Genomic DNA, 13,202 nt, shown 5'->3' on the forward strand with positions numbered 1-13,202 from the left:
GAAACGGACGGCCCTGGGCAGGGCCGTCCGCTTCGGCGACGCGATCAGAGCTTCAGCGGGGTCAGGTTGTTCGCCGAGGAGCGGGCCTCGTCGCGGGCCGCCTGCGGCAGGGCGATCAGGCCCTTGTCGGCCAGGTAGCCGTCCTCACCCATGGCGCGCTCGGAGGTGTACTCGCCGATGAACTCGCGGATGCCGGGGATCACGCCGACATGCGCGTTCTTGATGTAGACGTAGAGCGAACGCGACACCGGGTACTCGCCCGACGAGATCTTCTCGTAGGTCGGCGTCACCTTCTCGACGTTGGCGGCCTGCAGCTTGTCCTTGTTCTGGTCGAGGAAGCTGTAGCCGAAGATGCCGAAGGCGTCGGAGTTGGCGACCAGCTTCTGGACGATCAGGTTGTCGTTCTCGCCGGCCTCGACGTAGGCGCCGTCCTCACGGATGGAGGCGCAGACCTTGCTGAGCTCCTTCTTGTCCGTGACGAGCTTGGCGACCTCCTCGACCTCGCCGCAGCCGTGCTCCATCACCAGCTCGGTGAAGGCGTCGCGGGTGCCGGAGGTCGGGGGCGGGCCGAGCACCTCGATCTCCTTGTTGGGCAGGCTGGGATCGACGTCCGACCACTTCTGGTAGGGGTTCTCGACCATCTTGCCGTCGACCGGCACCTGCTTGGCCAGCGCCTTCCACAGCTGCTCGCGGGTGACGTCCATGTGCTTGGCGTCCTTGGACGACGCCAGCACGATGCCGTCGAAGCCGACCTTCAGCTCGGTGACCTCGGTGACGCCGTTGGCGGCGCACTGCTCGACCTCGGACTTCTTGATCCGGCGCGAGGAATTGGTCATGTCCGGGTGGGACGGGCCGACGCCGGCGCAGAACAGCTTCAGACCGCCGCCCGAGCCGGTGGACTCGACGACCGGGGTCTTGAAGCCGCCGGTCTTGCCGAAGGTCTCGGCGACGGCGGTGGTGAACGGGAACACCGTCGAGGAGCCGACGACGCGGATCTGGTCGCGCGACTGCGCGTTGGCGGCACCCGCGGCGGCGGCGACGGCCACGACCGCGACGGCCGTGAGGGCGAGCTTCTTGGTGATCACGATGATCCCTCCTGAAAACCGGTTTGCCTTGAGGTGGGGCCCTTCAGAGCCCGCAACGTCGCGACGGGATGGGCCCGTCTACGATTGGCGCGGACGTTAGACGCCGTTCGCGACCACCTTATTGCGTTTTGATGACGGTTTCGTGACAGCGCGCGGGGGGGGGTGATGCCCGGGTGGGTCGGCCGGGCCGTCAGGCGGCGTCGCTGCCGACCCGCCGGGCCGGACCGGGCGGCGGCGGGGCCGGCGAGGGGGCCGGGGCCGGCTGGGAGGACGCCTGGGTGGCCGGGGCGGCGTCCGCGGCCGGCAGGTAGACGGTGAAGGTGCTGCCCACCCCCACCTCGCTTTCGATGGTCAGGCGGGCCCGGTGCCGGTTCAGGATGTGCTTGACGATGGCCAGTCCCAGGCCGGTGCCGCCCATCGCCCGCGAGCGCGCCGCGTCGACGCGGTAGAACCGCTCCGTCAACCGCGGCAGGTGGGTGCGGGCGATCCCTTCGCCGCGATCGGTGACCGACACCGCCACCAGGCGCGCCGGCCCGCGCACGGCGCGCCGGACCTGGCCGGGCGGCCCGCCGGCGGCCGCACCGACCATCGCGCCGTCGGTGACCGCGGCGGTCACCGTCACGGCGGTGTCGGACCGCGCGTATTTGATGGCGTTGCCCACCAGGTTCTGGAACACCTGGGTCAGCTGGTCGGCGTCGCCGATCACCTCGGGCAGCGTCTCCGGCGCCTCGAGGCGCAGCGCGATGCGCCGCGCCGCGGCCTTCAGCTCGAAGGCGTCGAGCACCCCCTGCACGCGCTCCACCACGTCGACGCGGTCGGACGGCGGCATGTGCTCGTCCAGTTCGATCCGCGACAGCGACAGCAGGTCCTGGACCAGCCGGGCCATGCGGCTGGCCTGGTCGTGCATGATGCCGAGGAAGCGGTCGTGCGCTTCGGGATCGTCGCGCGCCGGCCCGCGCAGGGTTTCGATGAAGCCGAGCAGGCTGGACAGCGGGGTGCGCAGCTCGTGGCTGGCGTTGGCGATGAAGTCGGCGCGCATCTGCTCGGAGCGCCGCAACGCGGTGATGTCGTGGAGCGTCAGGATGACCATGCGCCCGGTCGGCCCCGGCCCACCCGCCGGCCCGCCTCCCGGCCGCATCGCCTCGGCGGCGCCCGGGGCGGTCCGCCTCTGGAAGGGCTTCACCCGCAGCTCGAACATCCGCTCCACCGGCACCGGCAGGGAGAACTCCACCGTGCGCGACGCCGCCCCGCCCAGCACCGCGTCGACGGATTCCAGCACCGACGGGGTGCGCAGCGAGGCGGCGAGGTCACGCTCCACCATGCGCTCGCCGAACAGGCCGCGCGCCGCCGCGTTGGCGCGCTGCACCTTCCGCGTGCCGTCCACCAGGATCAACGGGTCGTGCAGCGCGTCGAGGATCGATTCGTCGACGTCCAGCAGAAGCTGCGCCTGCTCGCATCGCGCCTCCATGGCGCGGTGCAGCCGGGTCACCGGGCCGACCAGGCCGCGCGCCCCGCCACCGCCCCCGGCCGGCGGCGGCGGCGCGTCCTCGCCCGCCGCCAGACGGTCCAGCCATGCCGTCACGGCGGCGCTGTCGCGGGCGGTCCGGCGAAGCACCGCCAGGGCGAGCGCCACCGCCGCCGCGGCCACGGCGATGGCCACCGCCGGAGTCGTGCCGGCATCGCCGAGCAGCCAGAGCGCCGCGGCCGCCAACACCAGCACGGCGGCGGCGCCGAGAAGCTGGCGCAAGGTCGGTGAGGCCGCGGGTCCCATGGGCATCGTCGTGGCAGGTCGGATCGAGATCCGTAGATCTACACCAACACGGCGCGTCCGGTGAGTGCGTCACGAAAGATTCATGCGGGTGCCGGGACGGCACCGGCCTCTGCGCGCCGGGACGGCGCCGGCCCCTGCGCGCCGGGACGGCGCCGGCCCCTGCGCGCCGGGACGGCGCCGGCCCCTGCGCGCCGGGACGGCGCCGGCCCCTGCGCGCCGGAAACGCGTCAGCCCTGCGCCAGGAAGGTGCGGTACTGGGCGGCGATCGCCTGCACGGCGGCGTCGATCAGCCGGGCGCCGTGCTCCGGGCGCGCCAGCGACGGGGCGGAGCCGATGCGCCCGTCGGGATAGCGGCGGCGGAAATCGCGGGCGTCGTAGAAGCCGCCGGACGGCGCCACGTGAGGCTCCATGCCCACCGCCTTGATCGCCTCGGGGTGCAGGTGCTGCGTCACCGAGACCTCCGACGGCGTCGCGTGGGAGCCTTCGGCGCTGCCGAACAGGTCCTTCGACAGGGCGCCCACCGCCGGGTTGTCCCACCAGTTGACGAACTGGCAGCGCAGCGCCGGGGCGGCGGCACCGAGCCGGGCGCGCTGGTCGGCGTAGATCTCGTAGAAGGCGGCGCGCAGCGTGGCGACGTTGCCGCCATGGCCGTTGACGAAGAGGAACCGCTCGAAGCCGTGCTCGGCCAGCGCGCCGACATAGTCCCGCAGAACGGCCATCAGGGTGGACGGCTTGAGGGTCATGGACCCGGGGAAGTCCATGTGGTGGACCGCCATGCCCACCGGGATGGTCGGCCCCACCATCGCCGAGGCGGCCTCCCCGACGCGGTGGGCGATGGCCTCGGCGCAGATCGCGTCGGTGCCGATCAGGCCGTTGGGGCCGTGCTGCTCGATGGAGCCGATGGGCAGGATGATGCCCGTGGACGTCTTCAGATAGGCCTCGACCTCGGCCCAGGTGCACAGCGCCAACAGCACGGGTCCATCCCCTCGATCAACGGTGTCGTCCCGGGGAACATAGGGCGTGCCCGCCGCCCCCGCCACCGTGGCGGGGCCGAAAGGTGGTGCAGCCGCCCGCCGCTGGCGGCTCAGGCGGCGGGCACGCCGCTGGCGGCTCAGGCGGCGGGCACGCCGCTGGCGGCTCAGGCGGCGCGCACGCCGCTGAGGAAGCCGGCCACCTCGGTGCGCAGCCGCTCGGCCTCCTGCGACAGGGTTCCCGCGGCGCTCTGCACCGCCGCGGCGATGCCCGAGGTCTCCCCCACCGCCTTGTGGGCGGCGTCGACGCTGCCGGCCACCCGGCGGGTGCCGTCGGAGGCCTGCTGGACGTTGCCGGAGATCTCCCGGGTGGCGGCTCCCTGCTGCTCCACCGCGGCCGCCACGGTCGCGGTGATCTCGTTCATCCGCGACACCGTGCCGCCGACGCCCTCGATGGCGCTGACCGCGGTGCCGGTCATGGACTGGATCTCCGTCACCGTGGACTGGATCTCCTCGGTGGCGCGGGCGGTCTGGGTGGCCAGCGCCTTGACCTCGCTGGCGACCACCGCGAAGCCCTTGCCGGCCTCGCCGGCGCGCGCCGCCTCGATGGTGGCGTTGAGCGCCAGCAGGTTGGTCTGGCCGGCGATGCCGCTGATCAGGGCCACGATGTCGCCGACCCGCCGCGCCGAATCGGCCAGCTTGACCATGGCGGCGTTGGCACGCTCGGCCCCCGAGACCGCTTCGGACGCGATCTGGGAGGAATGGACGACCTGGCGGGAGATCTCCTGGATCGACGCCGACAGCTCCTCGGTGGCCGAGGCCACGGTGCTGACGTTGGCGCTGGTCTGCTCGGCCGCGTCGGCCGCCGCCATCGTCTCGCCGTTGGCCTGCCCGGCCGAGGCCGACAGGGAGGTGGCCGAGGTCTCCATGGCGGCCGCCGAGGAGGCGATGGTCTCCACCACGACCTTGACGGTGGTCTCGAACCCGTCGGCCAGGCGGTGCATCGCCTGCTGGCGCTCGCGCGCCGCGTCCGCCTTCAGACGCTCCTGCTCGCCGGCCAGGCGCGCCGCCTCGGCCGAGCGCTCCTTCAGCACGGCGACGGCCTGGGCCATGGTGCCGATCTCGTCGCGGCGCCCGACTCCGGGGATGGCGACCGACAGGTCGCCGTCGGCCAGCCGGTTGGTGCACGACGTCAGGTCCAGGATCGGCCGGGTGATCCGCCGGCCGAGCCACATGGCGGCGCCGAAGGTGACCAGCCCGAGCGCGACCAGGATGCTGGCGGTGAGGACGGTGTTGTCCCAGGCGTCCGCCTCGACGTCGTCGAGGTAGACGCCGGCGCCGATCACCCAGTTCCAGCGCGGCGTCTTCAGGGCGTAGGCGGATTTGCGCACGGGGTCGCCGCCCTTGGCCTTGGCCCAGAGATACTCCGTGAAGCCGCCGCCGGCCTGCGCCGCCGTGATCATGTCGCGGCTGAAGTGGTTGCCGGCGGTGTCCGTCTCGTCGAGCGACCCCTGGCCCTCGCGCGCCTTGTTGACGCCGTGGGCGACGATGACGCCGTCGACGGTGCGGGCCATCACGTACTCGGAGCCGTCGAAGCGGATCGCCCGCAGCGCCTCCTTGGCGACCTCCTGGGCCGCCTCGTCGCCCAAGGCCCCGGCCGCGGCCTTGGCCTCCAGGCTTTCGACGATCTTCGCCGCCGCCTCGACGACGACGCGGGCGCGCGCCCGGTGCTCGTCGATGGTGACGGTGCTGATGGTGCGGATCGACAGGGCGCCGATGACGGCCAGCGCGACCAGGGCGATGATCGGGACAACGGCGATGTGGCTGTTGATGCTGTGGAACGGTGATCGCACGGTCGGCACCCTCTTTGTTCGATTTCGCCCAGACGCCCGATTGCCGGGTCCATGTACTGTGTGTCTCACAGGAAGATGAACTGCGTATTAATGAAGTACACAGCAGGATTATTACGGCCGATTGAAATAATATTTCTGGGGATTATTTCGAAGATTGTGCGATCGGGGGGCGGCCGGCGGATGGGCGCACGGTGCGTGCGCGCTGGCAAAGCCGGGTCCGAGCCCATACACTCGCGTGCAGGCGAGCGATGGACGGTGCGGCGTGGTTGCACGGGTGAACACGGTGGCGTTCCAGGGCATCGAGGTCATGGACATCGACGTCCAGGTGCAGATGTCCGGCGGCATCGTCGCCTTCACGGTGGTCGGGCTGCCGGACAAGGCGGTGGGCGAGAGCCGGGAGCGGGTGCGCGCCGCGCTGCACGCCCTGGGGCTGGCGCTTCCCGCCAAGCGCATCACCGTGAACCTGGCGCCGGCCGACGTGCAGAAGGAGGGCAGCCATTTCGACCTGCCGATCGCGCTGGGCCTGCTGACCATCATGGGCGTGCTGCCCGGCGACGAGATCGGCCGCTTCAGCGCCCTGGGCGAACTGGCGCTGGACGGCGCGGTGACCGCGGTGGCCGGGGTGCTGCCGGCGGCGATCAACGCCCTGGCCGGCGGGCGCGGGCTGATCTGCCCCGAGGCGTGCGGTGGCGAGGCGGCGTGGGCCGGGGCGGATCTGGAGGTGCTGGCGCCGCCGAGCCTGCTGGCCCTGGTCAACCATTTCAAGGGAACCCAGGTGCTCGGCGCGCCGCGGCCGCGCCTGCAGGAGGTCGACCCGCGCACCGCCCCGGACCTGCGCGACATCAAGGGGCAGGAGACCGCCAAGCGGGCCCTGGAGGTGGCGGCGGCCGGCGCGCACAACCTGCTGATGATCGGCCCGCCGGGGTCGGGCAAGTCGATGCTGGCGGCCCGCCTGCCCGGCCTGCTGCCGCCGCTCGACCCGGCGGAGGCGCTGGAGGTGTCGATGATCCACTCCGTCGCCGGCCGCCTCGCCGACGGCAAGCTGCTGACCCGGCGCCCGTTCCGCGACCCGCACCACAGCGCCTCGCTGCCGGCCCTGGTGGGCGGCGGCGCGCGCGCCCGGCCCGGCGAGATCTCGCTGGCCCACACCGGCGTGCTGTTCCTCGACGAGCTGCCGGAGTTCCCGCGGCCGACCCTGGAGGCGCTGCGCCAGCCGCTGGAGACCGGCCACTCCACGGTCAGCCGGGCCAACGCCCACGTCACCTACCCCGCCCGGGTGCAGCTCGTCGCAGCGATGAACCCGTGCCGCTGCGGCCACCTCGACGACCCCGGCCTGGCCTGCGCCCGGGCCCCCAAATGCGCCGCGGAGTACCAGTCGAAGATCTCCGGCCCGCTGTTCGACCGCATCGACCTGCACATCGACGTGCCGGCGGTGTCGGCCGCCGACCTCACCCTGCCGCCGCCGGCCGAGGGCAGCGCCGCGGTGGCGGCCCGGGTCGCCGCCGCCCGCGCCGTCCAGGCCGGGCGCTACGCGGCGCTGGGCGCACAGCCCGGCACCCGGCCCCTGCGCACCAACGCCGACGCCGACGGCGAGGTGCTGGAGGCGGTGGCCGCCCCCGACGCGCCCGGCCGCGCCCTGCTGGCGGAGGCGGCGGAGCGGCTGAAGCTGTCGGCCCGCGGCTACCACCGGGTGATGCGGGTGGCCCGCACCCTGGCCGACCTCGACGGTGCCGACGGCGTGCGCCGCCTCCACGTCGCCGAGGCGCTGAGCTACCGCCGCATGGCCCCAGGGCGGTGAGGGGGACGGTGAGGGAGCGGTGACGGGGCCTGTCGCCGCGCCCGCCGCCGTGGCACCATGGCCGCGACGGCAACGGGTGGAAACGGCGATGGTCACGATGCGCGGTGCGGGGCTGGGTCTTGTCGCGGCATGGCTGGCGGCGGCCCCGGCGGCGGCCCCGGCGGCGGCCAACGACACCATGGCGGTCGGCGCGGCCGGTGGGCTGGAGTTCCGCAGCTCCGCCGACGTCGCCATCCTGTCGGAAGACCTGGCCATCGCGTCCGACGCGATCCGCGTGCGCTACGTCTTCGAGAACCGGACCGACCGGCCGGTCGAGTCGCTGGTCGCCTTCCCGCTGCCCGACGTCGACCACGCGTCCGACCGCATGATGATCCCGGCCGAGGGGCTGCCGGCGGACAACTTCGTCGGCTTCACGGTCACGGTGGACGGCGCGCCGGTCGCGGCGGAGCTGGTCGCCCGGGCCTTCGTCGGCGACCGCGAGGTGACGGGGCTGCTGCGGCGCCACCGGATTCCCCTGTCGCAGTTCCACCGCCATCCCGCCATCGACGAGGTGGTGGAGGTGCTGCCGGAGTCGGCGCGCGCGGCGCTGACGGCGGCCGGAGCCCTGGGGCCGGGCGAGATGGGCGACCACGCCCCCCAATGGACGCTGCGCACCGCCTATGTCTGGACCCAGGTGTTCCCGTCGCGCCGTCCCCTGGTGGTGGAGCACCGCTACGTCCCGGTGGTCGGCGGCGACTGGGTGCTGCCGGAGGATCTGGTGGAGGGCGGGCCGTGGCGGGCCCACTGCCTGGATGCCGAGCGGCGGCGCGCCGTGGCGCCCCTGCTGGAGCCGCACGGCGCGGCCCGCGCCACCCTGATCGACTACGTGCTCGGCACCGGCGCCAACTGGGCCGGCCCGATCGGCCGCTTCCGCCTGACCATCGACCAGGGCCGGGCGGACCGCGTGCTGTCGGTCTGCCTCGACGGGCTGCGGCGCACCGGCCCGACCACCTGGACCTGGGAACGCGACGCCTTCCGGCCGGACGGCGATCTGCGCATCATGCTGGTCGAACCGCCGCCGGCCGAGTGAGGCCGCGGCCATGCCGTGAGGACCCGATGACCGACCTGATCGAGGCGTTGTGGGAGCTGCTGATCGTCAACAGCCTGATGCGCTGGTTCTTCATCGGCCTGCTGATCGGCCTGGGGGCCGTGGGCTGGATGCTGTGGACCGGCACCGCGATGGACGGGGGCGACGCGGTGATGGCCATCGTCGCCAGCGGAGTCGTCGTCCTGGGGTTGCGGCTGGTGGTGTGGTTCGCCCGCGGCTGAGCCGGCCGCGCCCCTCGACACCACCCGTTCCGGCGCCCAAGCACCCCACCAGCGACGCCGCCATGCCCCGCATCCGGGTGGGGTAGAGGTCGGGACCGTCGCGCACCCCGGTGCGGGTCCCGGTGCCCTCCGCGATGGTGGCGACCAGCTTCGGCTCGAACGGCGGCTCGGCGAAGACGCAGACGGAGTCGCGGCCCTCCGGATCCGTGTTCCGGTTCGATGGCGGTTGCGGCCATCAACAGCCACGACCTTGGTTTGCCTTGTCCTCAGACCGCGGCGACGCCACCGTCCACGAAGAGTTCATGACCAGCCACGAAGCTGCTGTCCCCGGATGCCAGGAAGAGCACCGCGCGCGCCACCTCATCCGGTTGCCCCAGTCGTCCAAGCGGAACCCCGGCATTCAACACGTCTTCCGCTCCCGGTCGTGTGTCGAGATAGCTGCGGATCATGCGTGTCTCGGTGCCACCCGGCGACACGACGTTCACGCGAATGCCCCGCTCCTTGAGGTCCGTCGTCCAGCTTCGGGCGAACGAGCGAACCGCCGCCTTGCTCGCGTTGTAGAGCGACTGACCCGGGATGCCCTTGGAGCCGGCGACCGATCCGTTGAGGATGATCGCGCCTCCGCTGCTCATCAGCGGCAGCGCCTTCTGGACGGTGAAGATCATGCCTTTCACGTTTATGCCGAACAGGGAGTCGAAGTGGGATTCGTCGATCGCTTCGAGTGGGACAACTTCATGAATGCCCGCGTTGGCGAACACGACGTCGACCTTGCCGTGGTTGCGCTCGACAAGCTCGTAGAGCCTGGTCATGTCGCCGGGGTTGGTTACGTCCCCTTGTACGCCGATTGCTCCGTGGCCGATATGCGTCGACGCTTCATCGAGCATGTCCTGCCGACGTCCGGTGACGTAGACTTGGCCGCCTTCCTCCGCGAAGAGTTTGGCTGTTGCCAGGCCGATGCCGTCGCTGCCTCCGGTGATTACAACGACTTTATCTTCGAATCGCTTTTTCATCTAAGTACCTTGAATGGAACTGGGAGGTTGTCTCGCCTTTGGGTGGCGATGATTGGGTGATCGCGATCGGCGGGAATGAACCGGCTTCGGATCGTCACGATCCATGCCTCCTCGACCTTGCGATGCCGCTCATAATATACGATGGATATCTGCTATCAAGAACGCACCTGGAGCAGCGTAGATATGGCCGAGGATACCGAACTTGAGGCGCTCTCGCGGCAGGCCATGCTGGACGTGCCACGCATCCGGCCCGTGCTCGACCAGATCGCCGACAAGTGGACGATCATGATCCTGACGGTGCTGTGCCCTCACCCCGCCCGCTTCAACGAAATCAAGCGTCGGCTCAATGGCATAACCCACAAGACCTTGGCTGATGCGTTGAAGCGGCTGGAGCGCAACGGCCTCGTCACCCGGACCGTACTCCCGACGAGCCCGATTGGCGTGGAATACGCGATCACGTCGGTGGGCCACTCCCTTCGTGAACCGTTCCAGGCTCTGTGCGCCTGGGCGTTGGCGCATGAGCGGACACTGGAGGCCGCGTCGGCCACGTACGACCGCGCGCGCCAATCATAGGTGGCCGCGTCCGCTCCCCACGCCGTTGGCCCGGACGCGGACGGTCGGCAAACCACCCGATGCCGTCATGAAGATGTCTTGACGCTGAGCCAGATCTGGGGCCCGCAGCGCCCAGGCCTACGTCGGCTTGTTGATCGGCCTGTTGATCGGCCTGGGGGGCGTGTGCTGGATGCTGTGGACCGGGACCGCGATGGACGGGGGGACGCGGTGATGGCCATCGTCGCCAGCGGAGTCGTTGTCCTGGGGCTGCGGCTGGTGGTGTGGTTCGCCCGCGGTTAGTCCCCACCGCCCCGGCGGGACAGCCGCGACTCCCGATGAAGCCCGTGACGACGCAGTTTGGCGTAGAGGCCCGGCCGCGACGTCCCCAGCAGCTGCGCCGCCCGGGTCAGGTTGAAGGCGCAGGCCTCCACCGCGCGCGCGATGGCGATCCGTTCAGCCTCCTCCAGCGTGAGCACCGAATCGGCCGGCAGGCCCGCTTCCGGTTCGGGCGCCACGGGGCGGGCATCGCGCACCAGCCACTCCGCCGGGATCTCCTCCACCACGTCCTCATCGACGAGGTTGACCAGCCGCTCCATGACGTTCTGCAGCTGGCGCACGTTGCCCGGCCAGTCGTACTGCTCCAGCTGGCGCAGAGCGCCGGCGCCCAGCCGAAGCAGCGGCCGGTGCATGAGGGCGCAGGCGCGCTGGATCGAAAGGCCGGCCAGCTCCGCGATGTCCTCGCGCCGCTCGCGCAGGGCCGGCAGGTCGATGCGCATGACGTTCAGCCGGTAGTAGAGGTCGGCGCGGAAGGTCTTCGCGGCCACCAGTTCCCCCAGGTCGCGGTTGGCGGCGGCGATGACGCGGACGTCGACCGGCACGCTCGACGCCGCACCGATGCGGGTGACCAGGCGCTCCTGCAGGACGCGCAGCAGCTTGGCCTGCACGTCCAGCGGCATTTCCGAGATCTCGTCGAGGAAGATGGTCCCTCCCGAGGCCAGCTCGAAGCGCCCCAGCCGACCGCCCTTGTCGGCACCGGTGAAGCTGCCGGGGCTGTAGCCGAACATCTCGCTCTCGATCAGGTCGCGCGGCAGGGCGGCGCAGTTGACCGCCACGAAGGCCCCCGACGCCCGCGGGCTGTCGTTGTGGATGGCCTGGGCGAACACCTCCTTGCCAGTGCCGCTCTCGCCATAGAGCAGGACGCTGGCGCTGGACCGTGCGGCCCGTTGCGCCACCGCTTTGGCCTCGCGCATCCGCCGCGAGCCGCCCACCACGTCGGCGAAGCGGTACCGGGCCCGGTCACCGGCAAGCCGGTCCGACAGCTTCTTGGCGCGGGACATCTCGTAGAAGGTGTTGACGACGGACACCACCTTGCCGTCGTCGCCGAAGATCGGCACGGCGGTGTCGACGATGTGGGCGTTGACCTTGCTGGAGCGCAGCTGCAACTCCCGGTCGACATAGCCCTGCCCGCTCTCCACGACGGCGGTGATGTAGGGCTCGAAATCCAGCACCTCGCGGAACGGCCGGCCGACGCTGCGTTCGGGCGTGATGCCGAGGATGCGGCCGCCGGGGGCGTTGAGGTAGCGCAGGACACCGGAGCGGTCGATGACGATGAGCCCGTCGGAGATGTTGTCGATGATCGCCTGCTGCTCGCGGAGCGCCTGTTCCAGCAGCACGGTCTGGTGCAACAGGTCCAGGGTGCGCCGCAGCAGGCTCGCCCCCATGCGGGCGAGGCTGGCCAGGGCGTGGGCCGCCATGGTGGCGGAGCAGCAGACCGCCAGCGTGACGTCGGCGTCGCCACGCCCCGGCGGCAGGCGGGCAAAGGCGAGCGCCAGGCTGACATGGACGGGGGGCGCGCCGGCGGCGTCGATGACCGCCCCGACATCCGCGGGAACGCGGGCGGGAAACCCGTCCAGGCCAACCCGGCAGCCGAGCGCGCCGCCGGTGTAGACGGCGATGCCCAGCTCGGCCCCCGGCATCAGGGACCCGAACAGCTCGCACAGTTCGGCGAGGTGCGCGCGCAATGGGTCCTCGCCGCTTCCACCCGCCGTCATCCGCACCCTCGCCGCCGCCGCCCCGCGCGCCGCCGTCACGGACGGCCTGCCCGTGTCAGCACGCGAGGCCTTCCAGATAGGCACTGCGGATCTCCGGAGTCGAGAGCAGTTGCGCCGCCGGCCCGGAATGGACGACCCGGCCGGTCTGCAGAACGTAGCCGCGATGGGCAAGCTGCAGGGCCATCGCCGCGTTCTGCTCGACCAGCAGGACGGCGAGGTCCTCCTCCGCGTTGATGCGGCGGATCGCCTCGAAGATCTGCCGGATGACCAGGGGCGCCAGGCCGAGCGACGGCTCGTCCAGCAGCAGCAGGCGCGGGCGCTGCATCAGGGCGCGGCCGATCGCCAGCATTTGCTGCTCGCCGCCCGACATGGTGCCGGCCCGCTGGGTGCGGCGCTCCCGCAATCGGGGAAACAGGTCGAAGACCCGTTCAAGGTCAGCCGCGAAATGATGCGGGTCGGCGAGGTGGGCGCCGATCTGCAGGTTCTCCAGCACCGTCATCTTGGGCATGACGCGCCGCCCCTCCGGCGCATGGGCAATGCCAAGCGAGGCCACGGCGTGCGGGCCGCAGCCGGCCAGCGAACGCCCCAGCAAGCGGATGTCGCCCCCGGTGGCCTGGGGCTTGCCGGAGATGGTCCGCAGCAGCGTCGACTTTCCCGCACCATTGGCGCCCAGCAAGGTGACGATCTCGCCGCCCCTCACCTCCAGGTCGACGCCGTGCAGGACCTGCACCTTGCCGTAGCCGGACACCACACCGCGCACCTCCAGGACCGCCGGTTCCGGCGTTGCCGCCGGAGGGCGCGGC

The 13,202-nt window shown here is 71.6% G+C and carries 11 protein-coding genes; 4 read left to right on the forward strand and 7 right to left on the reverse strand.

The annotated features are described in order from the left end of the window. Positions 1-44: 44 nt before the first annotated feature. The 4 genes from AC6H2I_RS01320 to AC6H2I_RS01335 all read right to left on the reverse strand — a co-directional run bounded on the left by AC6H2I_RS01320 (position 45) and on the right by AC6H2I_RS01335 (position 5,680). The gene (locus AC6H2I_RS01320) at positions 45-1,085 is read right to left on the reverse strand and encodes a PstS family phosphate ABC transporter substrate-binding protein (protein ID WP_497498714.1); all 1,041 of its coding nucleotides are present in this window, start codon (positions 1,083-1,085) and stop codon (positions 45-47) included. A 190-nt stretch (positions 1,086-1,275) separates the two neighbouring features. After that, positions 1,276-2,856, reverse strand: coding sequence for an ATP-binding protein (locus AC6H2I_RS01325; RefSeq protein WP_497498715.1), 1,581 nt, complete (start codon positions 2,854-2,856; stop codon positions 1,276-1,278). Between the two features lie 227 nt (positions 2,857-3,083). After that, entirely contained in the window at positions 3,084-3,830 is a 747-nt protein-coding gene (locus tag AC6H2I_RS01330) for a creatininase family protein (protein ID WP_497498716.1), read from the reverse strand. Between the two features lie 164 nt (positions 3,831-3,994). After that, the gene (locus AC6H2I_RS01335; protein ID WP_497498718.1) at positions 3,995-5,680 is read right to left on the reverse strand and encodes a methyl-accepting chemotaxis protein; all 1,686 of its coding nucleotides are present in this window, start codon (positions 5,678-5,680) and stop codon (positions 3,995-3,997) included. Positions 5,681-5,942: 262 nt separating this feature from the next. On the opposite strand from AC6H2I_RS01335, the gene AC6H2I_RS01340 reads away from it, so the two are divergent. From AC6H2I_RS01340 to AC6H2I_RS01350, 3 genes are all read left to right on the forward strand, one after another. Beyond that, the gene (locus AC6H2I_RS01340; RefSeq protein ID WP_497498719.1) at positions 5,943-7,478 is read left to right on the forward strand and encodes a YifB family Mg chelatase-like AAA ATPase; all 1,536 of its coding nucleotides are present in this window, start codon (positions 5,943-5,945) and stop codon (positions 7,476-7,478) included. Positions 7,479-7,566: 88 nt separating this feature from the next. Beyond that, on the forward strand, positions 7,567-8,547 hold the full coding sequence (locus AC6H2I_RS01345; protein WP_497498720.1) for a DUF4424 family protein: 981 nt from the start codon (positions 7,567-7,569) through the stop codon (positions 8,545-8,547). Between the two features lie 26 nt (positions 8,548-8,573). Next, positions 8,574-8,786, forward strand: coding sequence for a hypothetical protein (locus AC6H2I_RS01350; protein WP_497498721.1), 213 nt, complete (start codon positions 8,574-8,576; stop codon positions 8,784-8,786). Between the two features lie 266 nt (positions 8,787-9,052). On the opposite strand, the gene AC6H2I_RS01355 is transcribed toward AC6H2I_RS01350, so the two are convergent. After that, on the reverse strand, positions 9,053-9,796 hold the full coding sequence (locus tag AC6H2I_RS01355) for an SDR family NAD(P)-dependent oxidoreductase (RefSeq protein ID WP_497498722.1): 744 nt from the start codon (positions 9,794-9,796) through the stop codon (positions 9,053-9,055). A 183-nt stretch (positions 9,797-9,979) separates the two neighbouring features. Between AC6H2I_RS01355 and AC6H2I_RS01360 the strand changes: the two genes are divergently transcribed. Next, positions 9,980-10,369 carry a winged helix-turn-helix transcriptional regulator gene (locus AC6H2I_RS01360; RefSeq protein WP_497498723.1) on the forward strand — a complete coding sequence of 130 codons (390 nt, stop codon included), beginning with the start codon at positions 9,980-9,982 and terminating at the stop codon, positions 10,367-10,369. Positions 10,370-10,644: 275 nt separating this feature from the next. Here the strand turns inward: AC6H2I_RS01360 and AC6H2I_RS01365 are convergent, their stop codons facing one another. Both AC6H2I_RS01365 and AC6H2I_RS01370 read right to left on the reverse strand, forming a co-directional pair. Next, the gene (locus AC6H2I_RS01365) at positions 10,645-12,399 is read right to left on the reverse strand and encodes a sigma-54 interaction domain-containing protein (protein WP_497498725.1); all 1,755 of its coding nucleotides are present in this window, start codon (positions 12,397-12,399) and stop codon (positions 10,645-10,647) included. A gap of 55 nt (positions 12,400-12,454) precedes the next feature. Next, the gene (locus AC6H2I_RS01370) at positions 12,455-13,165 is read right to left on the reverse strand and encodes an ABC transporter ATP-binding protein (RefSeq protein ID WP_497499005.1); all 711 of its coding nucleotides are present in this window, start codon (positions 13,163-13,165) and stop codon (positions 12,455-12,457) included. Positions 13,166-13,202 lie beyond the last annotated feature (37 nt).

This window comes from Azospirillum sp. NS33, from assembly GCF_059703765.1.

Bases quoted from the DNA above. Each gene is read 5' to 3' on its own strand.
- AC6H2I_RS01345 (WP_497498720.1), top strand. From the start codon at position 7,567: ATGGTCACGATGCGCGGTGCGGGGCTGGGTCTTGTCGCGGCATGGCTG.
- AC6H2I_RS01350 (WP_497498721.1), top strand. From the start codon at position 8,574: ATGACCGACCTGATCGAGGCGTTGTGGGAGCTGCTGATCGTCAACAGC.
- AC6H2I_RS01365 (WP_497498725.1), bottom strand. From the start codon at position 12,399: ATGACGGCGGGTGGAAGCGGCGAGGACCCATTGCGCGCGCACCTCGCC.
- AC6H2I_RS01325 (WP_497498715.1), bottom strand. From the start codon at position 2,856: ATGGGACCCGCGGCCTCACCGACCTTGCGCCAGCTTCTCGGCGCCGCC.
- AC6H2I_RS01355 (WP_497498722.1), bottom strand. From the start codon at position 9,796: ATGAAAAAGCGATTCGAAGATAAAGTCGTTGTAATCACCGGAGGCAGC.
- AC6H2I_RS01360 (WP_497498723.1), top strand. From the start codon at position 9,980: ATGGCCGAGGATACCGAACTTGAGGCGCTCTCGCGGCAGGCCATGCTG.